Here is a 23,891-nt window from a genome sequence, read left to right as displayed (position 1 = left end):
AGTGAGTGAGGTGAACAGGAAATGGACCGACGCGCTTTCATGATGACCGGTGCATGGCTCTCGACCGCGGCAGGGGGCGTGTGGCCGTGGCTCGCCGATGCAGCCGCTCGCCACGATACGTTTGCCGTGATCGATTCCACGCTCGCCGGCGGCCCCGCATTCGCCGCCTACGTGGCACACATGAAGCTGCCCGTCTTCGAAGCCGGTGACGACATCGGCGCGCTCTGGTACACGACACTTGCACTGCGATTCGGGCAGACGTCCGGGCAATCGCCAGCGTCGCTGATCGGCCTCACACGCGTATCCGATTACTTCGTGCTCAGGGAGCTTGCCACCCGCGTGGGCCAACTGGTCGAGCACAGCTACGAGCAGGGCGCGGGGCCCGTCGCGCATGTCGCTTTCGCGCTGACGCCGCGCCTTATCCGCTAGAACCCTAGAACTTATAAGCCTTGTTCTTTGGATCGAAGGTGGAGTCGTCGAACGTTTTCGGCGTGATGCTTTCGAAGACGATCTTCTCGAAGATCTTGCCGTCGTTGTCATAAGACTCGACGGTGCGGAAATACGGATGCCGCAGATCCAGCCCGAGCGTTTCTTTCTTCGCATAGAACTGCGGCTGGCCGTTCGGCGTTTCGAAGGTGAAGGCGACCACGCGCACGCCGTCGATCATTTTCACTTCCACCTGAGTCGAGCGCGGCAAGCCGGCCTCGACGTATTTCTTGCCTTCGGAGAGATACTGGCCAGCAATGTACTCGGTGCCGAGATCGCGCACCTGGTGGTTCGATTGCGCACGGGCGAGCGCACCGGTCAGCGAGGTCCACAGCGGCATCACGTTCATGATGCCGCCGAGGTGACCATACATTTCGTCGGTGCGTTTGGACTCGTCGTAGATGATTTCCTGGCCGGCGTGCGCGCCGTCGGGCAGCCACTTTGCGTAGATTCGCAGCGGATCGTGGGCGATACGCACCAGCATGTGATCGGGCTTGTCGGGCCACTGGCCGTGAATGCGTTCCGAGCGCGACATGGTGAACTCATATGACGGAAAACCGTTTGGCCCTTCCTTGATGTAGCGCGGTAACGCAAGCGGATCGAGCGACTGGAACAGGGCGACCAGTTGCGCGTCGTCGAGTTTTTCCATGGCGCCGCTCTGTTGCGCAGCGCGCAGCCACTTGACTTGCTGATCGAGCGTGAGCTTGCCGACCTGCGAGGACGGCGTGGTGGGCGCCTTGATGGCGTTAGCGGTGTCGAGAGCGGGCGGCGTGTCGTCGTTCTGCGCGAACGCCGCTGGCGTTGCCAGAGCGGCGACGCTGGCCACCAGCGCGCCGATCAGAAGTCCGCGTGACGAACCCGCACGCCATGAAGCGGCGAGAGACGCGCCCAACATGGCGGTCTCCGACGAAAAACGTGCGAGGCGCATGAAGGCCGGCGAGCGGCGTGAGCGTGCGGACATGCTGTGCTTCATGAATCTCTCCGAAAGGATGGCGCAAGGCATGGTGCCAGGCGCCTTGCCTGTCAGGCAGGTTTTTGCTTCGCGAGTTCCTCGTCGCGCAGCGCGCGGCGCAGAATCTTGCCGACATTGGTTTGCGGCAGCTCGTCGCGGAACTCGACGAGCTTCGGCACCTTGTACCCCGTGAGGTTCTTGCGGCAGTGGGCGATCACCTGTTCCGCGGTCAGCGACGGGTTGCGTTTGACGATGAATACCTTCACGCGCTCGCCTTGCGCCTCGTCGGGCACGCCGATTGCGGCGACTTCGCGCACGTCCGGAAGCATCGCGATCACGTCTTCGATTTCGTTCGGGTAGACATTGAAGCCCGACACCAGGATCATGTCTTTCTTCCGGTCGATCAGGCGGATGAAGCCGCGCGAATCCATCACGCCGATGTCGCCGGTAGCGAGCCAGCCGTCATCGTCGATCGCCTTGGCGGTTTCTTCCGGACGGTTCCAGTAGCCTTTCATTACCTGCGGACCCTTCACGCACAGTTCGCCGGCTTCACCGATGTTTGCCCACGACCCGTCGTCTTTCCTGAAACGTACTTGCGTGGACGGCGCGGGCAAACCGATCGAGCCTTCGAAGTCGCGCAGATTGGTCAGGTCGACCGGATTCATCGACACGATCGGCGAGCACTCGGTCAGCCCATAGCCTTCGATGATCGGCTTGCCGGTGACCGCCTTGAAGCGATCGGCGACCGACTTCTGCGTGGCCATGCCGCCGGCCATCGCGAGTTTCAGGTTCGAGAAGTCGCGCTTGCAGAATTCTTCGTTGTCGAGGAACGCGTTGTAGAGCGTGTTCACCGCGGTGATACCGGTAAATTTCTCGTGACGGATGATCATCATCACGCGCTTCATGTCGCGCGGATTGGCGATCAGGATGTTGCGTCCGCCGAGGCCCATGAAGATCAGCGCGTTCACCGTCAGCGAATAGATGTGATAGAGAGGCAGTGGCGTGAGCACCGTTTCGATGTCGCCGCTCAACTGCCCCTCGGACCATACCTTCGCCTGCAGCAGGTTGGCGATGATGTTCCTGTGCGTGAGCATCGCGCCTTTGGCTACGCCCGTGGTGCCGCCGGTGTATTGCAGGAAGGCGATGTCGTTGTGCGTGGGACGCACGGGCGTCAGCGGCCGCGTGTAACCGATCGAGAGCGCGTCGAGCAGCGGCACCGCTTTCGGCAGCTTGTATTCCGGCACCATCTTCTTCACATGGCGCAGCATGAAATTGAGCAGACGTCCCTTCAGATTCAGGCCGTCGGCGAGCAGATCGCCGAGACCCGTCACGATAACGTTCTGTATTTTGGTGCCGGGCAGCGCGTCTTCGACGGTCTTCGCGAAGTTCTCGAACACGATGATGGTTTGCGCGCCGCTGTCCTTCAACTGATGCGCGAGTTCACGCACCGTGTAGAGCGGATTTACGTTGACCACCACGCCGCCCGCCTTGAGCACGCCGAACAGCGAGACCGGATACTGGAACGTATTCGGCAGCATGATCGCAACGCGCTCGCCGGGTTTCACGCCGATGCTTTGCAGGTACGCTGCAAATGCGGCCGCCTTGCGGCCAAGTTCGCCATACGTCATGTTCGCGCCGACGCTCACATACGCAACGCGCTCGCGAAACTTCGCGATGCATTCGTCGAAGAACTGCACGATCGACTCGTACTGGTTGACGTCGATCTCATGCGGGACGTCTGCAGGATAGGACGCGTACCAGATGCCGTCGGTGTTGGGCGCGCGATTCGCTGCCTGACTGGGCGCCGGGTCCGCTGCATTCGCGAGCGGTGTGGATCCGGCGGCGGGCGAGAGCGGGACTTGCGTGGGCTGGGTCATCGGTCGTCTCCTGAAGCAATCGCTTCATCGGTTTGTATGCTGGTCTTGCCGCCAGTCATTGAAGTCATCAAGGCGGCAATCAAAGCGGTCATTGCTGCAGCCTTCGAAATAAGGTATTCGTTGAAACACGCGCGACGCTCAGCGTTCCAGAATCGCCACCACGCCCTGGCCGCCCGCCGCACAGATCGAAATCAGTCCGCGCGCGGTGCCGGCCGGCTTGTCGAGTTGCGCGAGCATCTTTGCGAGTCCGGCGACGATGCGGCCGCCCGTGGCGGCAAACGGATGGCCGGTGGCGAGCGAGCTGCCATTCACATTCAATTTTGTCCGATCGATCGCGCCGAGCGGCCCGGGCAGACCGAGTTGCGTGCGGCAATACTCGTCATCCTGCCACGCCGCGAGCGTGCACAACACTTGCGCCGCGAAGGCTTCGTGAATTTCGTATAGATCGAAGTCCTGCAAGGTGAGTCCGGCGCGCGCCAGCATGCGCGGCACGGCGTAGGCGGGCGCCATCAGCAGGCCTTCCTTCTTGTCGAAAAAGTCGACGGCGGCGGTTTCGGACCAGCTCAAATACGCCAGCACCGGCAGGCCATGTTTGGCTGCCCAGTCTTCGCTTGCGAGCAGCACGGCGGAAGCGCCGTCTGTTAGCGGTGTCGAATTGCCGGCGGTCAGCGTGCCCGCGTCGCGATCGAATACCGGCTTCAGACCGGAGAGTTTCTCGAGCGTCAGGTCGGAACGCAGATTGTTGTCGCGCGCAAGGCCACGATACGGTGTCATCAGATCGTTGACGAAGCCGCGCGCGTACGCATCGGTGAGCTTGCGATGACTCTCGTAAGCGAGCACGTCCTGCGCTTCGCGCGAGATGTTCCAGCGCTTGGCCATCAGCTCGCAATGTTCGCCCATCGAAAGCCCTGTGCGCGGCTCGCCGTTGCGCGGCAAAAGCGGTTTGAAGAACATGCCCGGCCGCAGTTTGGCGAGCGCACCGACACGCTGGCCGGTGCTCTTGCCGCGATTCGCTTCGAGCAGGATCTTGCGCATGCGCTCGTTGACGCCGATCGGCGCATCGGAGGTCGTATCGACGCCGCCCGCGATGCCCACTTCGATCTGCCCGAGCGCGATCTTGTTAGCGACGAGAATCGCCGCTTCCAGCCCGGTGCCGCAGGCTTGCTGCACGTCGTAGGCGGGCGTTTCCTTGGCGAGCGTGGTGGACAGCACGGATTCACGCGTCAGGTTGAAGTCGCGCGAATGCTTGATGACGGCGCCGGCCGCCACTTCGCCAAGACGTTCGCCGTGCAGGTTGTAGCGGTCGATCAGGCCTTGCAGCGTGAAGGTCAGCATGTCCTGGTTCGACGCGGTCGCGTAAGCGGTGTTCGAGCGGGCAAACGGAATCCGGTTGCCGCCGATAATGGCGACGCGGCGCACGGCGGGCAGCGGGTTTGACATGCTTGGCTCCTTTGGGTCGTTCCCTGGTTATTGACCGGTGCGAATGAGACGAATGGCGAGTCCCGTACTGTGACGAAAACCTGCGCGTACCTGTGCGTGTGTCATAGCAACTTCCACTGCATGCGGCCACGCAAATGCGGTTTTTCTCCGGCAATGTCGCGTACTTCGATGTCGCGCTCGATCAGCGAGGGCGATGCGCTCCACAACGACGCCTCGCCCGGCAGCAGCATCGGCAATTTGAATTCGGCACTCAACGTAGCCTCGGCGAGCGGTTTCGGCGGTTGCAGCGCGGCGGCGGCGCGCGCCAACGTCCACATGCCGTGTGCAATTGCACGCGGGAAGCCGAATGCCTTCGCGGATAGCGCGCTGAGGTGAATCGGGTTGTAATCGCCGGACACACGTGCATAGTCGCGGCCCAGTTGCGGCGGCAGTTGCCAGCGCGAGATGCGTTCCAACGCATCGGGTCCGAGCTCCAGCGGATCGAGCGGACTGCCGCTCGCGGGCACGCCGCGTTTCAGATAGACGCTGTCGCCATCCCAAACCGCTTCGCCGCGACGGTACATGCGGGTATGCAGCACGAACGCCTGCCCCTTGTCATGACGCAGCAGCGCGCCGAATTCCACCTCGACGCGCAACATGTCCTTGTAAGTGAGCGGACGGCGCAGCCGCACATGGTTCGCCAGATGCACGAGGCCGAGCGCCGGCCAGGGAAACGCCGGATCGGTCAGCATCAGCAGATGCAGCGGAAAGGCCAGCAGATGCGGATACGTGAGCGGCACGCCGTGCTCGGGGATGAAGCCGCAAACCCGCGAATAACGCCAGATCGGTCCGGGGTCGAGGGCCACGGCGGGGCGCACGAGGCGCAACGCCGGCAGGTGCGTGTCGCGCCCGCGTTTGACGATGCCGGACAACGCACGGCCATACAGCTTCGCCGGCGCGGGCAATTGCTCGATGACGACGGTCTTCGGACGGGCCGCGCCCGCTGCGTGACCACCCCGGAACGGATCACCCGGTTCACCCATGCTCATGCTCCAATCAGGCTTTGTCCGCACACGCGCACGATCTGGCCGCTTACGCCCGCCGATCCCGGATGCGCGAGCCAGGCGATGGTCTGCGCGACATCCACTGGCTGACCGCCCTGGCTCATCGAGTTCATCCGGCGGCCGGCTTCGCGGATGGTCAACGGAATCTTCGCGGTCATCTGCGTTTCGATAAAGCCGGGCGCCACCGCGTTGATCGTGATGCCGCGTGCGCGCAGATGCGGCGCCATGCTTTGCACGCGGCCGATCACGCCGGCTTTCGACGCGGCGTAATTGGTCTGGCCGAGATTGCCGGCAATGCCGCTAATTGACGACACGCCGATGATGCGGCCACCGTCGCGCAGAATGCCTGCCGCGAGCAGGGCGTCATCGATTCGCTCCTGCGCGGACAGGTTGATGTCGATTACGCTTTGCCAGGCGGCGTCGGTCATCTTCGCGATGGTTTTGTCTTTCGTGATGCCCGCGTTGTGCACGACGATGTCCACGCCCTGTTCGTCGAGCGCCGCGGCGATCTGCGCGGGCGCTTCGGGCGCGGCGATGTCGAAGGCGAGGGCGGTGCCGTTCAACTGGCGCATGGTCGAGTCGAGTGCCTCGCGTGCCGACGGAATGTCGATGCCGATCACGTGTGCGCCTTCCGCGGCGAGCACGCTCGCAATCGATGCGCCGATGCCGCGCGCCGCACCGGTCACGACAGCACGCCGGCCCGCGAGCGGCTGATTCCAGTCGAACGCCGGCAAGGCATCGGCGCCCGCGCGCACGCCGATGCGCACGACCTGACCCGACACATACGCGGAACGTGGCGATAGAAAGAAGCGCAACGTAGCTTCCATGCCGTTCTCGGCGCCTTGCTCCACGTAGACCAGATTTGCGGTAACGCCGCGCCGCGCCTCCTTGCCGAGCGAACGCGTGAGGCCTTCGAGCGCGCGTTGCGCGGTCCATTGGCGTGGGCTCGCGCAGGTTTCCGGCGGCCGTCCCAGCACGATGATGCGGCCGCACTTGCCGAGCGAGCGCAACGTGTCGTGGAAAAATCCGTGCAGCGGTTCGAGCTGGCTGCTGTCTTCGATGCCGCTCGCATCGAACAGCAGGGCGGTGAGCTTGCCGTGCGAACCGGACTCCGCCGGTTCGAAACGGCCCGTCATCAGACCATGGCGATTCGCGAGCGGCACCCATAGTCCCGCGCTTTCATGCGCCACGCTGGTCATGCCGACGTTCGCCACGAGATTCGCGAGCGCGTCGAGCAGATGCGGTTCGCGGCCCGCGCCGATCGCGATCAGTCCGTCGAACTCGGGACGGTCGGCACGATAGCGGCGCAGCACCTCGGGCTTCGGTAAGCCTAAGGAGCGCGCGAGGCGTGCGCCAAATGGCGAATTGACGAAGTTCAGGTAAGAGTCGTTCATATTATTTGTTGCTCCGCTGGCCACGCTCCGAAGGAAGTCCCATCGCGGACTTCAAACGTGTGTCAGTGTGCACCCAGTTTGGGGCATCTGGGGGTGCCCCGCCTGGATGTTTTTTTCAAGGTGCTCAGGCCGCGAGCTCCAGCGCTTTTTCGAGCGCGTCCTTGCGCTTTTGCAAATTGGCGAGCATGTCGAAGTCGGCCGGGAAGTCATCGACCTTCACGACTTGTGCGCCATACCGCGCATAGTCCTCGAGCACGCGGCGATCGTCGGCGTCGATCAGGCCTTTCTGTTGCGCCGTCTCGGTCCACGCGGCCAGTTGCGGCAGGCTCTGCGGCATCGGTTCGAGCAGGCGTTGTTTGACCGCGTCGCGCAGTTTCTGGTCGATCTCCGTGAAGCGCGGGTTCAGCTCGAACACGAGCTCGCCGTAGCCGAGCGCGTCGACATCCGGATGCGGCACGTACGAGTCTGACACGAGGCGGTTGCGTGCCGCGCCCGGCGTTTGCATCAGTTCCGCGATCTCGGTGCCGAGGCGATCGGACGGCTCACGATGCGGCAGTCCGAACGGAAACGCCAGCACGCGCACGAGACCCGCGGCGAGGCGGTTCGGGTAGTTCGCGAGTACGCCGTCGAGCGCATGCTGTGCCTTGTACAGCGAATCTTCGACGCCCCAGCGCACCAGCGGCAAATCTTCTTCCTGACGGCCTTCGTCTTCGAAACGCTTGAGCGTTGCGGAGATCAGGTAGAGCTGTGAGAGCACGTCGCCGAGGCGCCCGGAGATGCGTTCGCGCCGTTTCAGGTCGCCGCCGAGCACGAACATGGAGACATCAGCGAGCAACGCGAATGCAGTGGAGATGCGAGTGGCCGCGCGATAGTACGACAGCAGCGGGGCGTACGCCGTGCGCGGTTTGGTGATGAAGGCGCCGCCCGTGACGCCATAAACGAAACTGCGCACCACGTTAGAGAGCGTGAAGCTCACGTGGCCGAAGAAGGCCGCATCGAAATCGCGCAGCGCCTTGCTGCGATCCGTTTCACGCGTGGCTTCCATTTCCTTCAGCACATACGGATGACAGCGAATCGCTCCCTGGCCGAAGATGATCAGGCAACGGGTGAGAATGTTCGCGCCTTCCACGGTGATCGCGATCGGCACCTGCTGATAGGCGCGCGCGAGGAAGTTCGACGGTCCCATGCAGATGCCCTTGCCGGCGGCGACGTCCATGCCGTCGTTGATGACCATACGGGCGCGTTCGGTGATGTGATACTTCGCGATCGCCGAAATCACCGAGGGTTTTTCGCCGAGGTCCACCGCGTGCGCGGACAGGCGGCGCGCGGCGTCCATCACGTACAGATTGCCGCCCATACGGCCGAGCGCTTCCTGCACGCCCTCGAACTTGCCGACGGGCGTGCGGAACTGGCGGCGAATCGCAGCATAGGCACCGGTGCCGCGCACGGCGATCTTCGCCATGCCCACATTCGACGACGGCAGCGAAATCGCGCGGCCTGCTGCGAGGCACTCCATCAGCATGCGCCAGCCGTTGCCGACTTGCGCGCGGCCGCCGATCACCCAGTCGAGCGGAATGAAGACGTCTTTGCCCGAGTTCGGACCGTTCTGGAACACCGCGTTCAGCGGCCAGTGACGGCGGCCGATGTTGACGCCCGGATGGTCGGTCGGAATCAGCGCGCAGGTGATGCCGGGCTCTTCTTCCGAGCCGAGCAGATGGTCCGGATCGAGCGCGCGGAACGCGAGGCCGAGCACGGTCGCGATCGGTCCGAGCGTGATGTAGCGCTTGTCCCACGTGACGCGAAAACCCAGCGTTTCGCGACCTTCGAACGTACCCTTGCAGACGATGCCGACATCGGGAATCGCCGCGGCATCGGAACCCGCGTAAGGGCTCGTCAACGCGAAGCAGGGGATATCGTCGCCGCGAGCGAGGCGCGGCAGATAGTGGTTCTTTTGCTCTTCGGTGCCGTAGTGCATCAGCAACTCGGCCGGGCCGAGCGAGTTCGGCACCATCACCGAAACGGCGGCGGCCGAGCAGCGCGTGGAGAGCTTCATGATGACCTGCGAATGCGCGTAAGCGGAGAACTGCTTGCCGCCGTACTGCTTCGGAATGATCATGCCGAGAAAGCCGCGCTCCTTGATGTACTGCCAGGTTTCCGGCGACAGGTCCTGCCACACCATGCTGGTTTCCCAGTCGTTCGCGAGATCGCAGAGTTGCTCGCATTCGACATCGAGAAACGCCTGTTCTTCGGCGGAGAGCGTGGCTGGCCCGTAGCCGAGCAGCGTGTCCCAATGCGGGCGTCCGGAGAACAGTTGGGCGTCCCACCAGACGGTGCCGGCTTCGATGGCGTCACGCTCGGTCGGCGACATTTCCGGCAGGATCTTGCGGAAAATGTCGAGCACGGGTTTCGTGAGCCACGTACGGCGCAGCGGTTTGATCGTAAGGACGAGGGCGGGGAGGACGAAAACGATCGCGAGCAAGGTTGTCGCCACTGGTCCTGCTGCTCCGCTGACATGCGCGGCAGCCACCCAGACGATCATGAAGGCAAGCCACCATGAGGCGCGCGCCTGAACGTAGACGAGCGCGAGAGCGGCAATGACTAACACTAGGATGAACCACGGCATGACGTTTCCTCCTGTTTCGATGGTGCGTGCGAACGCATCCACGGGTCGCGGACGGCTCGCGTTCTATTGATCTTCTACTGGCGATGTTGCTGCTACGTCGCGTGCTCAGGACGCTTTTGTATTGCGCCCCTGCTGCGTTTTTCGTGTCGTTTTTTCAATTCGACAGCGTGACGTTGTTTAGGTGCGGGACTTAGACGTGCTGCTCGGATATGCGGTATTCATTCATGTTTTTGCACGCGGACGGCCCATCGCGGCGCCGCCCGCGTCGTTCGGTTCAAGCCGTGCCGTGCAACGCGGGCTGGAACGAACTCGCCTCCACGCTGCCACCGCGATGCTCACCGTCCGAGACTGCTGGTGCCGACGATTCAAACCCGCACGACGCCTGCTGCGTACCTGCAGCAGGATTCGCGCCTTCCGTCAGACCTTCGGCGCCGCCTTCCGTGGCGTCGCCCAGCACTGCGGCGAACGTGGCCAGTTGCGAGCCGTCGGGCAAGGGCGCTTTCAACGCGGCGACCATGAGCGAAGCAAGACGTGCGATCAGTTGCAGGTCGTTCATCGACTTGCCCTGTGAGAACTCCGAGATCAGGCTGTCGGTATCGGTGCCGGCCAGCACCCCGGACAACGCGCCGATCGCGAAGTGCAGACGCCAGCCGAGTTCTTCACGTGGCAGATGCGGCAGCGCACGCTGGAACGCATCGAAAAAGCGTATCGCCACGGATTCGTAGTGCGCGTTCAGAAAGTCGCGAATGAACGACGATGGATCCGTGTAGGCGCGCCCCAGCAAACGCAGAAACGCCTTGCCGCCGACGCGCGGATCGCGCGACAGCCGCAGCGCCGGAATGAACATGGCGCCAAGCACGTGCTCGCAAGTCAGACGCGCGCCGAGCATCTGGTCAAAGCGGTCGAGCAGCTTGAGCCGCTCCTGGTTGAGCCGGTCGAGCCGGCGCGACAGCATCGAGTGAATCAGCGATTCCTTGCTGCCGAAGTGGTAGTTGACTGCCGCGAGATTCACTTCGGCCCGCGAAGTAATCTGGCGCAGGGACATGGCCTCATAGCCGCATTCGATGAAAAGTGTTTCGGCGGCGTCGAGGATGCGGGACTTCGTGTCGCCGGCATGCCGGCCTGTTGTGCGAACTGCCATTTTGCGTCTCCCAGTTGCCGGGCATCCGGCCCGCAAACAAGCGATTCAAATGACTATTTGAAACAGCCGTTTTTTTTCAGGATAAAGAAGGATCGGGACTGCGATCAAGGGCTCGGTGTGGACTAACTCCTCTAGAAGACCTGACGAAGGTCCGTTTTTCCAATGTGCGCGGGCCCGTCAAACCGCGCGGAAATAAAAAAGGCCGTTCCGATCGAAATCGGAACGGCCTCGTATTGCTTGCTACCTGTGTTTGGCCTTGCGTTTGTTTTCTGGCGCCGGGTTCGCGTGATCCTGCTTTGCGTTTACCCGGCGCCTGCAGTGCTGCCTATGCTGCTTTATGACGGTTCGAGCCGTCTTTGTCGCTATTGTGCCCGATAACGCGCCGGCGAAATAGCTGTTTAGTTCGAACGCTTAAAGCTGTGCCGCGAGGCGGCTTCCCTAGGTGCTCGCCGCGACCTCTTTAGCCGATTGTGTCATGTCGATGCCGCGGCGTTCGCGGCTGAACGGAATCAGCGCGGCGATCACCACCGCCACGATACCGATCACAATGGCCATGATCAGCGCGTAGTTGTTGCCATGCGCTTCGGCGGCGCTCGCCTGCAGCGGGCCGTTCACCGATGCGATCAGATTGCCGAGCTGGTACACGAGACCCGGGAACGTCGCGCGAATTTCATCGGGCGAGATTTCGTTCAGGTGCACCGGAATCACGCCCCATGCGCCTTGTACGGAGATCTGCATCAGGAACGCGCCGGCTGCGAGCAGCACAGGCGTGGTGGAGAAGGCCCACAGCGGCAACACCGGCAACGCGATCAGGGCGGCGATGAAGATTGCGCGCTTGCGGCCGATCTTCTCCGAGAACCAGCCAAAGAACAGGCCGCCGCAAATCGCGCCGATGTTCAGCGTGATCGTGATCCACGACACTGTGTGCGCGTCGAATCCATGCTGCACGCGCAGGAAGGTCGGATACAGATCCTGTGAACCGTGCGAGAAGAAGTTGAACGCGGTCATCAGCACGATCGCGTAGAGCGACAGGCCGATGTTCTGCTTCAACGTGGCGACGAGACCCGGGCGCACTTTCTTCTCGAGCGTCTTGAAGGCCGGCGACTCCGGCACGTGTGCTCGCACGTACAGCACGAGCAACGCCGGCAGCACGCCGACGAAGAACATGCCGCGCCAGCCGATGTATTGATAGAAGACGCCGAACACGACCGAGGCGAGCAGGTAGCCGCTCGGATAGCCGGCCTGCAGCAGACCCGAGACGATGCCGCGCGACTTGGGCGGCACGGTTTCCATCGTCAGCGCGCCACCCACGCCCCATTCGCCGCCCATCGCGATACCGAACAGCGCGCGCAGCACGAGCAGGGTGGTCAGGTTAGGCGAAAAGCCGGACAGCAGTTCCAGCAGGGAGAAGCACGCGATGTTGACCATCAGCGTCGGACGGCGACCGTACTTGTCGGCGAGCCAGCCGAAAATCAATGCGCCGACTGGACGCATTATCAGGGTCAGCATAATGCCGAAGGCAACCGTCGGGATTTTTGTATTGAATTCCGCCGCGATATCTTTCAATACGAACACCATTAGAAAGAAATCGAATGCGTCGAGAGTCCAGCCCAGATAGGCGGCGATCGTGACGTTTCTTTGTTCCCGTGTCCAGCTCATTGATTGTTCTCCTGAGTCTCCAATAACCCGTGTTTGACGACGGGCGGCTCTGCAGCCCCGTGCGACCCGTAGCGCGGGCTTCGAGCGAGTGTACGCCGAGCGTTAAACGCTTGCATGGTAGATGCCGCGTTTATCCGTATTAATCCCTGGAGCGAATTCCGGTGCGAATCTCAACGCATGGCGAATGTTGGCTTAATGTAATTATTGTATTAATCACGTTTGATGAATTGTTTGTTATTTGTAATGTTTTTTGGCGCTTTTCTTCGCGTTTACGAGGCGGGTAAACCGGTCAATCTGACTGCCTCGTTTCGAGCGTCTGTAGAGGCGCCGCTCGCGGGATTCAGGTTGGCGACAGCGGATTCTGGCGGGTATAACAGCGGCTCGCGGCATTCGCGCCGCGCACCTATCTCGCGGGCCTCCAAGGCTGGCGCGCGCGTGCTCACGCTGCGCATCAGAACGCGTGGGAAGCATTGGCGATGTTCACCGCAGCGATCGTCGTCGCAGGGCAGGCAGGCGGGTCGGGTTCGAGCCCGTGGATCAACTGGCTGGCGATTACGTTTGTCGTCGCGCGCGTGCTGCACGGGGTTTTGTATGTGGCGAATCTGGCGCCGCTTCGCTCGCTGGTGTGGTTCGTCGGCGTCGCTTGCGTGCTGTCGATGTTTTTCGTGTCGATGAACTGAGGGCACACGAGGACGTGGGTGCGTTTGACCTATGCGCATGACGCATCAGTCGAGTAGAAAAAGCAATTTGATTCATGTTGCGACGCGGAATAAGATGGTCGCTATCCCATTAATTCCGCCTCTGTCGACGCATCATGTCAGCCAAATCAATCACTTCGGAGTCACGGCGCCGCGCGCGCAATCCACTTGCTGCACTGGCCGTCGTCACGTTGCTGACGGGGATCGGGGCCGGTTTCGGCGGCATGTTGCTCGCCTTGCTGCTGCACGGTATTCAGCACCTCGCATACGGCTACAGCGTGACGCACGCAATCAGCAGCGAGAGTTTCCTGGAAGGTGTCACCGATGCATCGCCTGAGCGGCGTGTACTCGTCCTGATGATGTGCGGACTGGTGGCCGGGTTCGGCTGGTGGTTGCTGTATCGCTTCGGGCGGCCGCTCGTGAGCATTCGCCAGGCCGTCAAATCCGACGATCCACGTATGCCTGTGTTGAGCACCACCGTGCATGCGTTGCTGCAGATCGTGACGGTGGCGCTCGGCTCGCCGCTCGGACGCGAAGTCGCGCCGCGCGAGATCGGTTCGGCGCTGGCCGGCTGGCTTTCGCACCGCGCGGGCTTATCGGTCGAGCAGAGCCGGATCATGGTTGCGTGCGGTGCGGGCGCGGGTCTGGCCGCTGTGTACAACGTGCCGCTCGGCGGCGCGGTGTTCGTGCTCGAGGTGCTGTTGGGCACGTTTGGCTGGAAAGCTGTGGTGCCTGCTGCGGTGACATCGGCCGTCGCGGCGCTGGTCGCGCAATTCGGTCTGGGCAACGAGCATCAGTATCTCGTGCCGTCGTTGACGGTGAGTACCTCGCTCGTCGTCTGGTCTGTTGTGTGCGGTCCGATTTTCGGTGCTGCGGCGTGGGGCTTTACGGAGCTCACGAAACGCGCGCGTGCAGAGGCGCCGAAGGATTGGCGTTTGCCCGTGTTGTCGTTGTTGAACTTCGCCATCATCGGCGTGCTGGCGATGCACTTTCCGCAGTTGCTCGGCAATGGCAAAGGGCCTGCGGGACTGGCGTTCGATGGCAACCTGACGATGGCGCTCGCGGCGATGTTGCTGGTGCTGAAGGTGGTGATCACCGCGAGTAGTTTGCGTGCGGGTGCCGAAGGCGGTTTGTTGACGCCCGGGCTTGCGAATGGCGCGTTGCTGGCGATCGTGCTCGGTGGTGTCTGGAGTCTGTTCTGGCCGGGCGCTTCTTCAGGCGCGTTTGCCGTTGTTGGCGCGACGGCGTTTCTGGCTGCTTCGATGCAGATGCCGATTACGGCGGTGGTGCTCGTTTTTGAATTTACCCGTGTGAGCCAAGACTTTCTGATTCCGGTTCTGTTTGCCGTCGGTGGCGCTGCGTTGAGTTTTCAGGCATGCGTGAAGTGGGCGCCGGCGCTGCAGTTCGGTTCTGGTTTCAATTGGGGTAGTGCGGGCAAAGCGCGGTAGGATTTTTTGCCTTTGCCGGACAGCATCAGCACTCCGAAAGTCGAACGCCGACGTCAAGTCGCTGCAGACCGAGCGCCGCTACTCACTGATGTTCGGACACTGAGTTGGATTTCGACGAATTCATGACGAGCGGCTGGTGGCTGAACATACTCGCCGCGCTATGCCTCGAAAAATCGCACACTTCATCAAAAGCGATATGTCCCATTTTGAAACAGACCCGGCAGTCTGTCTCTAACCATATGTCCGATTTTGCGACAGCACGGGCCGGCCAGGACCGGCGTTGAGTTCCGTGCGTATCAATCGCGCCTTGTCCATCGTGTAGACCGCGCCCACGCCTGGTGAATTCAGGATCATTGGCATAGGGCTTGCTCAGAAAACTACAAAAAAGTCGCAAGCGTCCGAGGCGAGTCTTGCGGTGGCCGGCCACCTGCTCGAACTCGAAACACAACGATTGGAGGAGGCGAAACGTGAAAGCCGCAGTGCTGCATCAGTACGACGAGTCATTGTCCCGCGACGAATTCGTGCGCTACGAAGAGTTCGCGGATCCGAAAATCGAACGCCCCACCGACGTGATCGTCCGTATCGGAGGCGCCGGTGTCTGCCGCACCGATCTTCATGTTGTTGAAGGCATATGGCGCAGCAAGGTCGACGTGGCTTTGCCCTACATCATGGGCCACGAGAATGCCGGCTGGGTCGAAGCGGTCGGACGCGGCGTCGAAAGCGTGAAGGTGGGTGATCCGGTGATCTGTCATCCGCTGGTGACAAGCGGTCATTGTCTTGCATGCCGTCGTGGCGACGATATGCACGCGACCGACAGCCGGTTTCCCGGCATCAATGCGAATGGCGGCTATGCCCAGTATCTGCTGACCGGTGAACGCTCGCTGATTCAGCTACCCAAGTCGCTCGCACCCAAAGACGTCGCACCTTATACCGACGCCGGACTCACGGCGTATCGCGCTGCGAAAAAGGCGTCGCGCCACCTGCTTCCCGGCCAGTTTGCGGTCGTGATCGGCGCCGGCGGCCTGGGTCACATCGGCATTCAGGTATTGAACGCCCTATGCGCGGCGGAAATCATCGTGGTCGATCGGTCCGAGACCGCGCTGCAGCTTGCGAAGGAATGCGGCGCGCACCATACCGTCAAGGGCGATGGAAACGAAGTCGAGAGCGTGCTTGAGTTGACTGGCGGCAACGGCGCGGAGGCAGTGATCGATTTTGTCGGCGAAGGCGATGCGATCGCCAAGGGACTCGCCATGACGCGCAACGCCGGGTTCTATTACATCGTCGGCTATGGCGGGAAGATCGAGTTGCCGACCATCGACATGATCACCAGCGAGAAAACGATTGTCGGCAATCTGGTCGGCACCTATCCCGAGCTGGTCGAATTGATGGCGCTCGCCGACCGTGGACTGGTTCATCTGGCGACCCGGGAATACCGCTTGAGCGACGCGAACCAGGCGCTCAAAGACTTGCACCACGGCAAGATCAAGGGCCGTGCAGTGCTGATTCCGTAGCGGATCGGCTTCGGCCTGAAGGGAGAACACCGTGGCGCAGCAAGACGCAATGCGGCTCTTTGAGCGCATGCGACTGGTCATCGCACTGACTGAGGTCAACTCCCACCACTTGCGCGGCGAGAGCCGGCGCGCGGGCGCCGAGATCGAGTTGGCGTGCGCGCTGGCATGTGAGAAGCGCGACGGCGTCTCGCCCGATGGCACGCGGAACATCGCGCAATTGCGTGAACGGCTGAGTGACGCCGAACGCGCGTTGCAGGCGATCGAATCCGAGCGCATCCGGCTCGAAGACGAGTTGGTCAATCTCGACGCGATGCTTCCGGGCGCGAACCGGGGAGGCTGGCAATGAATCGAATCCCGGTCACTGTTCTCACCGGTTTTCTCGGCGCGGGTAAGACGACACTGCTTAATCGCATTCTGCGTGAGCAGCATGGCCGGCGCTATGCGGTGATCGTCAATGAATTCGGCGCAATCGGTATCGACGGCGATCTCGTCGTGGGCGCTGAAGACGAAGTCGTCGAGCTGAATAACGGCTGTATCTGCTGCAAGGTGCGGGGCGACCTGATTCGCGTGGTGTCTGGACTCGTCAGACGCAAGGGCGGTTTCGATGGAATCCTGATCGAAACATCCGGTTTGGCGGACCCCGCACCCGTGGTACAGACTTTCTTTATCGACGATCTCATCCGGCAGCACACGCGCCTCGACAGCGTGATTTGCGTCGCCGATGCCTGCCACCTGCAAGCGCGCCTCTCCGACAGTCGCGAGGCGGCGGAGCAACTCGCACAAGCGGACATCGTGCTGCTCAACAAGACCGATCTGGTCGACATGGCCGGGCTCGCGGCGATACAGGAGGAAATCCGGCACATCAACCCGACCGCGGAACTGCTGCCCAGTGTCAGATGTGCGGTGCCACTCACTGCGCTGCTCGATCGCGGCGCGTTCGATCTCAAGCGTATGCGTCTCGCCCCGTCGCAAGAGGAGGGTAGCGCGTTGCCGCGTGGCGACCGCAGTTATCGCTATGTTCCCCTCGACTCTCGCGCTGATTCTCGCGCTTCCATGCATCGCGGACGGCACAGTCACGACATAGACAGCGTGTCGTTGCGCGTCGACAAGCCGCTCGAGCGCACCCGCTTCCTCTCCTGGCTGCAGCAACTGGTGGTTGAGCAAGGCCAGGATCTGCTGCGGGCGAAAGGCATCGTCGACCTGGCCGGATCGGAGCGCCGCTTCGTCTTCCAGGGCGTACACATGACGATGGACACGGACTTCGACCGACCCTGGCGAGTGGACGAACATCGGGATAGCCGGCTGGTGTTCATCGGGCGCAATCTCGATCGGCGCGGCTTGCGCGAGAGCATCCGACACTGTGAGATCGACTCATGAATGCGCCCCCGCCTCTGATCGAATTGCTCGGCGCGCGTTGGGTGGCGGAGGCGCCCGTTGTCGCGGCCGTCTGGGACGTCACCGGGCTATACGCCGGCTTCGCGCTGGGTGACGGCACGCTGGCGCTCGCAACCGGCACATGGGAAGGCGGGCCGCGGCTCACGCCGCGCGAGAGCGGCGGTGTCGAGTTCGTGCAGGCGCAAGCGCCGCCCACGCCACTGGCGCGCTTTAGCGTCCACGAGGGTACCTGCCTTGGGCTGGCCGCCGACCCTGCAGGAGGATTTCTCAGCGGCGGTGACGACGGTCGCCTCGTTCACCTGAACGTCGATGGCGCCAGCGAAGTCCTGGCGGACCTGGCCGGAGAGTGGATCGACCTGGTCGCCGCGAGTCCTGCAGGCAGCCGTGCGTATGCAAGCGGCCGCCGGGTTCACTTGCTGGGGACGAAGCCCGGCAGCCTGACGTTGCCCGGTTCGGCGACTGCCCTCGCTTTCGACCCTGCCGGCACGCAATTGGCGATCTCGCATCAAGGCGGAGTCGCCCTATGGTCCGCTGACACCCTTGACCAACGCCATCTGGCGTGGCCCGGTTATCACCGCACCGTCGCGTGGAGCCCTGACGGCCGCTATCTGGTGAGCGGTATGGAAGAAAACGCGCTGCACGGCTGGCGGCTCTCCGACGGTGGCGACATCGAAATGGGCGGGTACCCGGCACAACCTCGATCGCTATCTTTTTCCGCGGACAGCCGGTTTCTTGCAACGAGCGGTGGTCTGCGACCTGTCTGCTGGCGGTTCGATCCGCCCGGCGGCGATGACCAGCCGCACGAATGCGGCGTGGCCGGCAAGACGCCGGTCAGCCAGGTCGCCTGCCATCCCACGCATCCGCTAATCGCGGTGGGTTACCACAGCGGCGCGGTGCTGCTGTGCCAGCCGGGCAGCGGCGATGTCCTGGTCGTCAAGCATTCCGGCAGCAGTCCGGTCAGCACGGTTGCATGGTCTCCTGACGGCGCACGCTTAGCGTTGGGCACGGAGGCTGGCGAGCTTGCGCTCGTGTTCTTGCCGGACCTGCTGTTCCGCTTCAGAAGTCCGGGATGAGCCTGTAACGAGATTCATCACATGCGAGGAAGGAGGCAGCTATGAATGAGCAATACCCGTCCAAGGACCAGTTCTTCGAGCGCTTAGGCTCGCTCGCAGACGCGATGATCGCGGCCTATGGCAAAGATTTCGCCATGGGCGCGATGATCCTCGCCGCGCGCTTTGTCGCCGAGGGCAAGCCGCCTGCTAATAACTCTCCCAGCGTGATCTATAAGGGCGAGAGTCACGGGGGGATCGGCCTGTAGTAGCGGTTCGCATCTGAGTTTTTTGCGGTTCCTCATGCCGTCATTCAAGAAGTTAGATCAGTACACCAGATTATTTAATCGGCAGGGGGTGTGTCCCAATATCGGACAGGTCCATCAAACGCGAATGTCGCATAACACAACAGAAAACTTGCGCTGATGGCTTCACAAAGACCTGTTTGCACGGCTCAGCCTCATCAACGCTGAGCCAACGTTGCCTGGCACGCTTGTCGCTCTATTAGGGCAAGTCACAAGGAAAGCGTTGCAGTCCCAAAGCGCAAAACAGAAATGGCAGGAGACACATTCATGAAGAACGAATCTGGACATACGTCCTTCAGCATTGCTCCCGCCAATCTTCGCTAGCGTGTGCGACTACACCCGCGTTGTTGACTCTGGCCGCGGCACTGGCCAGCCCTGCCCCGAAGCGTCGCCGTACGACGGTTATCGTGAAATGGAACAAGGAGAGCCCAATGTCTGATGGATTAACGCTAAACAAGATCACCTCGCAGCGAGGGATCAGTATCGGCGAGGCGGCCCGTCGCGTCGCCGATCTCGGCTGGACACCCAGTTACGTCCAGGAGGCGATGACCTTCCCGACCGACTACAAGATCAGCAAGGCGCCGCGTGACCCGATGAAGCAGGTGCTGCGCTCCTATTTTCCGATGCAGGAGGAAAAGGATAACCGTGTCTATGGCGCGCTCGACGCGGCGTTGCGCGGCGACATGTTCCGCAATGTCGAGCCGCGCTGGGTCGAGTGGATGAAGCTGTTCCTTGCGATCATCCCGTTCCCGGAAATCTCGGCGGCACGTTCGATGGCGATGCTTGGACGGCTCGCGCCCGGCGAAGAGCTGCGAACCGGCTTCACGATGCAGATGGTCGACGAGTTCCGGCACTCGACGATCCAGATGAATCTGAAGAAGTGGTACATGGAGAACTATATCGACCCAGCCGGATTCGATATTACCGAGGCGGCATTCGGCAAATGCTACGCCACCACCATCGGCCGCCAGTTTGCGGAAGGCTTCCTCACCGGCGATGCAGTCACCGCGGCCAACGTGTTTCTGCAGGTGGTCGCTGAAACGGCATTCACCAATACGCTGTTCGTCGCCATGCCGTCGGAAGCGGCACGCAACGGCGACTATGCGCTGCCGACGGTGTTTCTTTCGGTGCAGTCCGATGAAAGCCGGCACATCGGCAACGGCCATTCGCTGGTGATGTCGATCATCAACGACCCGGACAATCACCTGCTGCTCGAGCGCGACCTGCGCTACGCCTTCTGGCAAAACCACGCGATCGTCGATGCGGCAATCGGTACGTTCATCGAATACGGCACCGCGGATCGCGACAAGAACAAGGAATCGTATGCCGAGCTGTGGCACCGGTGGATCTATGAGGATTACTACCGTACCTACATGCTGCCGCTTGAAAAGTACGGCATCAAGATCCATCACGACGATGTTGCCGCCGCCTGGGATCGCATCGTCAAACAGAACTATGTCCACAAGGTCGCGCAGTTCTTTGCCGTGGGCTGGCCGGTCAACTTCTGGCGCATCGAAGCGCAGACCGAAAAAGACTTCGAGTGGTTCGAGCACAAGTACCCGGGCTGGTACGCCGAATTCGGCGACTTCTGGAAGTGGTACGCGAAAAAGAGCGTGCCCGGCGAGACCAACATGCTGTTCGACCAGGAGAACGGCTATGTGTATCCGCACCGCTGCTGGAGCTGTCTGGTGCCTTGCCTGATCCGTGAAGACTTCGTGGTCGACGAGGTCGATGGTCAGCTCTACACGTACTGCTCTGAATTGTGCCGCTGGACTCACAAGGTGGCGTTCGCCTCGGAATACGAGGGGCGGCCGACTCCGGCAATGGGACGCTTCAGCGGACGCCGCGAATGGGAGGAGTGCTACCACGGCTGGGATCTGGCCGATTGCATCAAGGATCTCGGTTTTGTGCGCAGTGACGGCAAGACACTGGTGCCGCAACCGCACCTGCGTTTCGACGACAGGAACATGTGGACGCTCGACGATGTTCGCGACCACACGATCCAGAGCCCGATCGTTCTGCTGCGCAACATGACACCGGAACAGCGCGAGAAGCACATCGCCGAATATCGCGCCGGTTTCAAGATCAATCCGGTGAACTGACGAGGTCATGTCGTCCGGCGGCAGCGGCGCGGCTGCCCCGGACGAACGAGAAGCGCGAGGTGGGCGACATGGACATGAGTGACACGCAAGAGAAGAGGGCCGACATGCCGGATGCAGAAGAGGACAAGGTACTTCATACCGTGCGATTCGAACCGGTCGGCGTGGAGATGACGGTTGAGGAAGGCGAGACCGTGCTCGATGCCGCTTTTCGCCAGGGTATCTCGGTGATGCACGGTTGCAAGGAGGGGCAGTGCAGCAGTTGCAAGTCTTTGCTGATCGAGGGCGATGTCGAAATGAAGAAGTATTCGACCTTCGCTTTGCCTGACTACGAGCGCGAAACCAATCACATCCTGTTGTGCAGGACACTCGCCTTCAGCGATCTGACGGTCGAACTGCTGAACTACGACGAAGACCTCATGCGCCGTTCGATAGCCGTGAGTGAATACGACGCAACGCTGACGAAGATCACCGCGCTGACGCATGACATCAGGCTGCTGGAGGTGGAGTTGTCCCGGCCGCTGCGCTTCTGGGCGGGTCAGTATGTGGACCTGACGATTCCGGGCCTCGGCATTACCCGATCGTTCTCGATGGCGAGCACGCCAAACGGCGAGAGAAAGCTCGAATTCATCATCAAGAAGTATCCGAACGGCGCCTTCTCGTCGCAACTGGACGGCGGTCTGAAGCCGGGCGACAGGCTGGTGGCGAAGGGACCGTACGGCACGTGTTTCCGGCGTGAGGACCAACCGGGGCCGCTGGTGCTGGTAGGCGGAGGGTCGGGGATGTCGCCGCTGTGGTCGATCCTCAACGATCACGTGCAAAGCGGCGAAGAACGACCGATTCGTTTCTTCTACGGCGCTCGCAGCCGTCGCGATCTGTTCTATCTCGACGATTTCGCGGAACTGGAGGATCGGCTGCCTGATTTCCGCTTTATTCCGGCGCTTTCCGACGCCGAGCCGGGCGATGACTGGACCGGCGCGACCGGCTTCATTCACGAAGTGCTAGGCCGTGCATTGCGTGAGGAATCGCTGGACGGTGAGATCGACGCGTATACATGCGGTCCGACGCCGATGATCGACGCAGTGATGCCGGTCCTGCAGATGGCGGGCGTTGCGCCCGAGCGGCTCTATTTCGACAAGTTTACCCAGGCTATTCGCTGACGGAAGCCAAGGCATCGCGCCAGATCGAAAGTCCGATAACCGAAAGAGGAAGGAGGAGCAACATGAGCACGTCGCTACAGGAAGTCGCACCGACGAAGTCAGGCGCAGCCGGCGCGGCCCAGTTTGCGGGCTCGGAGAGCCGCAAGTACAACTACTTCGAACCGAAGGGACGCAAGGCGACCCACTACGAGGACATGACCGTCGACGTCCAGCCGGACCCGAAGCGCTATCTGCTTCAGGACTGGATTCTCGCGTTCGCAGATGGTACGCCGACCTATTCGGAAACCTGGACGGCAGTGAAAAGCACGGACTGGCATAAATTCCGCGCGGTCGACGAGGAGTGGGAACGCACGCACTACCAGCGTCAGTCGACGATCGTCGGCATGATCACGGGCGCCGTCAACAACGCGCGGCGCTCGGGCGCGGTGAAGCGCTTCGATAAGACCTGGGTCAAGGTGCTGGAGCAGCATCTTGGCGCGTACAAACATGCGGAGTTCGGTCTCGGCACCGCCGCCATGCACGCTCAGCGCTACGGCTACACGCAGATGATCAATAGCGCGATCCTGACCAACGCCTCCTACAAGCTGCGCTTCGCTCAGGACCTGACGCTCTACCTGGGTGAGATCGCACTAGACCTGGCGAATATGGATCTTGATGCCGGCAAGGAGCATTGGCTGAACGATCCTATCTGGCAGGAAACGCGTCGCGCGGTCGAGGCTATCGGCGGCGCCACCGACTTCCTCGAAAAGTACTTTGCGGTGAATGTCGTGTTCGAGCCGATGGTGGCGGACCTGTTCCGCAGCGGTTTCATCATGCAGGTCGCCGCTTCGCAGAACGACTTCCTGACGCCCACGGTCGTGTCCGCAGCGGAGGGGGACTACGAGCGCAATCTGGCCAATGCCGTTGAACTGTTTCACATGCTGGCCAACGATCCGAGGCACGGCGAGGCCAATCGGAAGCTGTTCGGCGAGTGGCTGGAGAAGCACGGTGCGCTTGCTGCTTCGGCCGCGAAGCACCTGCAGCCGATCTGGTCGATTCCGCATGTGAAGACGGCGCAGTTCAATGACTGCCTGAGCAGCTCGATCGAGCGGGCGGAGATGATCGCCAGAGAGATTGGCGTCCACTTTCCGCTGACACTCCAGGCCTGACGGGTTGCTTGCCCAGTTGATCTAACCGGGCAAGCCAACCGCACAACCCAACCGCGAAGAGGAGTACGCAATGTCAGTGCACAACGACAACATTTTCAAGTCGATGAAAGATGTTCGCTTCGAGCAGACCATTTCCCATCAGTGCGGCGTCACGATGAACGACAGCGTCGAGGCTCGTGCTATCGCCGAACTGATGACCCATAAGCCCGGCATCACGGTGACCTATCTGCCCGCCATGATCCGGATCGATGGGCAGGGCAAGATCGAATTCAAAATGGGCGAGATCAGCGAAGCACTGGGCCGGGAGATGACCCCGCATCTGTTCGAGATATCCACCTCGACTCACTATGGGCGGATGGTGATGGTCGATGACGAGACCGTCGTGCTGTTCGGCAACATGGACGACGCGATGGCCTACGAGTGATCGTGCAGCCCGCTATCTGATGAGGCGTCCGGCCACTCT

The 23,891-nt window shown here is 61.8% G+C and carries 19 protein-coding genes and 1 pseudogene; 12 read left to right on the top strand and 8 right to left on the bottom strand.

The genetic code is table 11. The features are described 5' to 3' along the window. Nucleotides 1-21 precede the first annotated feature (21 nt). Nucleotides 22-429 (top strand): hypothetical protein, encoded by a 408-nt coding sequence (locus KHO30_RS17865; protein ID WP_093632493.1) that lies wholly within the window; start codon nucleotides 22-24, stop codon nucleotides 427-429. A gap of 4 nt (nucleotides 430-433) precedes the next feature. On the opposite strand, the gene KHO30_RS17860 is transcribed toward KHO30_RS17865, so the two are convergent. From KHO30_RS17860 to KHO30_RS17825, 8 genes are all read right to left on the bottom strand, one after another. After that, entirely contained in the window at nucleotides 434-1,459 is a 1,026-nt protein-coding gene (locus KHO30_RS17860) for a DUF1571 domain-containing protein (RefSeq protein ID WP_425312905.1), read from the bottom strand. 50 nt (nucleotides 1,460-1,509) lie between these two features. After that, the gene (locus KHO30_RS17855) at nucleotides 1,510-3,315 is read right to left on the bottom strand and encodes an AMP-binding protein (protein WP_244864071.1); all 1,806 of its coding nucleotides are present in this window, start codon (nucleotides 3,313-3,315) and stop codon (nucleotides 1,510-1,512) included. A 138-nt stretch (nucleotides 3,316-3,453) separates the two neighbouring features. Further along, nucleotides 3,454-4,755, bottom strand: a complete 1,302-nt coding sequence (locus tag KHO30_RS17850) for an acetyl-CoA C-acetyltransferase (protein WP_211701706.1) — start codon at nucleotides 4,753-4,755, stop codon at nucleotides 3,454-3,456. Nucleotides 4,756-4,856: 101 nt separating this feature from the next. Further along, complete coding sequence (locus KHO30_RS17845; RefSeq protein ID WP_211701705.1) at nucleotides 4,857-5,777, bottom strand: MaoC family dehydratase; 921 nt, start codon at nucleotides 5,775-5,777, stop codon at nucleotides 4,857-4,859. Between the two features lie 2 nt (nucleotides 5,778-5,779). After that, on the bottom strand, nucleotides 5,780-7,192 hold the full coding sequence (locus KHO30_RS17840; RefSeq protein ID WP_211701704.1) for a 3-oxoacyl-ACP reductase: 1,413 nt from the start codon (nucleotides 7,190-7,192) through the stop codon (nucleotides 5,780-5,782). Between the two features lie 124 nt (nucleotides 7,193-7,316). After that, nucleotides 7,317-9,815, bottom strand: coding sequence for an acyl-CoA dehydrogenase (locus tag KHO30_RS17835; protein WP_211701703.1), 2,499 nt, complete (start codon nucleotides 9,813-9,815; stop codon nucleotides 7,317-7,319). A 274-nt stretch (nucleotides 9,816-10,089) separates the two neighbouring features. Next, nucleotides 10,090-10,956 carry a TetR/AcrR family transcriptional regulator gene (locus KHO30_RS17830; protein WP_200652852.1) on the bottom strand — a complete coding sequence of 289 codons (867 nt, stop codon included), beginning with the start codon at nucleotides 10,954-10,956 and terminating at the stop codon, nucleotides 10,090-10,092. A gap of 438 nt (nucleotides 10,957-11,394) precedes the next feature. Then, complete coding sequence (locus KHO30_RS17825; protein ID WP_093632500.1) at nucleotides 11,395-12,615, bottom strand: MFS transporter; 1,221 nt, start codon at nucleotides 12,613-12,615, stop codon at nucleotides 11,395-11,397. A 395-nt stretch (nucleotides 12,616-13,010) separates the two neighbouring features. Here KHO30_RS17825 and KHO30_RS17820 point away from each other — a divergent pair. The 11 genes and pseudogenes from KHO30_RS17820 to KHO30_RS17770 form a co-directional block, all read left to right on the top strand. Next, nucleotides 13,011-13,295, top strand: a pseudogene (locus KHO30_RS17820) (MAPEG family protein); the annotation flags it as partial. 134 nt (nucleotides 13,296-13,429) lie between these two features. Then, on the top strand, nucleotides 13,430-14,761 hold the full coding sequence (locus KHO30_RS17815) for a chloride channel protein (protein ID WP_211701702.1): 1,332 nt from the start codon (nucleotides 13,430-13,432) through the stop codon (nucleotides 14,759-14,761). Between the two features lie 467 nt (nucleotides 14,762-15,228). Beyond that, a complete protein-coding gene (locus KHO30_RS17810; protein WP_093632502.1) occupies nucleotides 15,229-16,272 on the top strand; it encodes an NAD(P)-dependent alcohol dehydrogenase in 1,044 nt (347 codons plus the stop codon). Between the two features lie 31 nt (nucleotides 16,273-16,303). After that, a complete protein-coding gene (locus KHO30_RS17805) occupies nucleotides 16,304-16,618 on the top strand; it encodes a hypothetical protein (protein ID WP_244179206.1) in 315 nt (104 codons plus the stop codon). Further along, the gene (locus KHO30_RS17800) at nucleotides 16,615-17,649 is read left to right on the top strand and encodes a CobW family GTP-binding protein (protein WP_211701701.1); all 1,035 of its coding nucleotides are present in this window, start codon (nucleotides 16,615-16,617) and stop codon (nucleotides 17,647-17,649) included. Before KHO30_RS17805 ends, KHO30_RS17800 begins: the two co-directional genes overlap by 4 nt. Then, on the top strand, nucleotides 17,646-18,740 hold the full coding sequence (locus KHO30_RS17795) for a WD40 repeat domain-containing protein (protein WP_211701700.1): 1,095 nt from the start codon (nucleotides 17,646-17,648) through the stop codon (nucleotides 18,738-18,740). Before KHO30_RS17800 ends, KHO30_RS17795 begins: the two co-directional genes overlap by 4 nt. Before the next feature lie 41 nt (nucleotides 18,741-18,781). Next, nucleotides 18,782-18,985, top strand: coding sequence for a hypothetical protein (locus KHO30_RS17790; protein WP_093632505.1), 204 nt, complete (start codon nucleotides 18,782-18,784; stop codon nucleotides 18,983-18,985). 467 nt (nucleotides 18,986-19,452) lie between these two features. Continuing rightward, the gene (locus KHO30_RS17785; RefSeq protein ID WP_211701699.1) at nucleotides 19,453-21,123 is read left to right on the top strand and encodes an aromatic/alkene/methane monooxygenase hydroxylase/oxygenase subunit alpha; all 1,671 of its coding nucleotides are present in this window, start codon (nucleotides 19,453-19,455) and stop codon (nucleotides 21,121-21,123) included. Between the two features lie 74 nt (nucleotides 21,124-21,197). Next, entirely contained in the window at nucleotides 21,198-22,280 is a 1,083-nt protein-coding gene (locus KHO30_RS17780) for an NADH:ubiquinone reductase (Na(+)-transporting) subunit F (protein ID WP_093632763.1), read from the top strand. Nucleotides 22,281-22,342: 62 nt separating this feature from the next. Then, entirely contained in the window at nucleotides 22,343-23,428 is a 1,086-nt protein-coding gene (locus tag KHO30_RS17775) for an aromatic/alkene monooxygenase hydroxylase subunit beta (protein WP_093632507.1), read from the top strand. A gap of 70 nt (nucleotides 23,429-23,498) precedes the next feature. Beyond that, a complete protein-coding gene (locus KHO30_RS17770) occupies nucleotides 23,499-23,852 on the top strand; it encodes an MmoB/DmpM family protein (protein ID WP_093632508.1) in 354 nt (117 codons plus the stop codon). Nucleotides 23,853-23,891: the final 39 nt, after the last annotated feature.

Source organism: Paraburkholderia aspalathi, from assembly GCF_905220735.1.
GTDB classification, from domain to species: domain Bacteria; phylum Pseudomonadota; class Gammaproteobacteria; order Burkholderiales; family Burkholderiaceae; genus Paraburkholderia; species Paraburkholderia aspalathi.
Note: the sequence above shows the minus strand (reverse complement) of the source record. Positions and strands in the feature narration are given on the sequence as shown.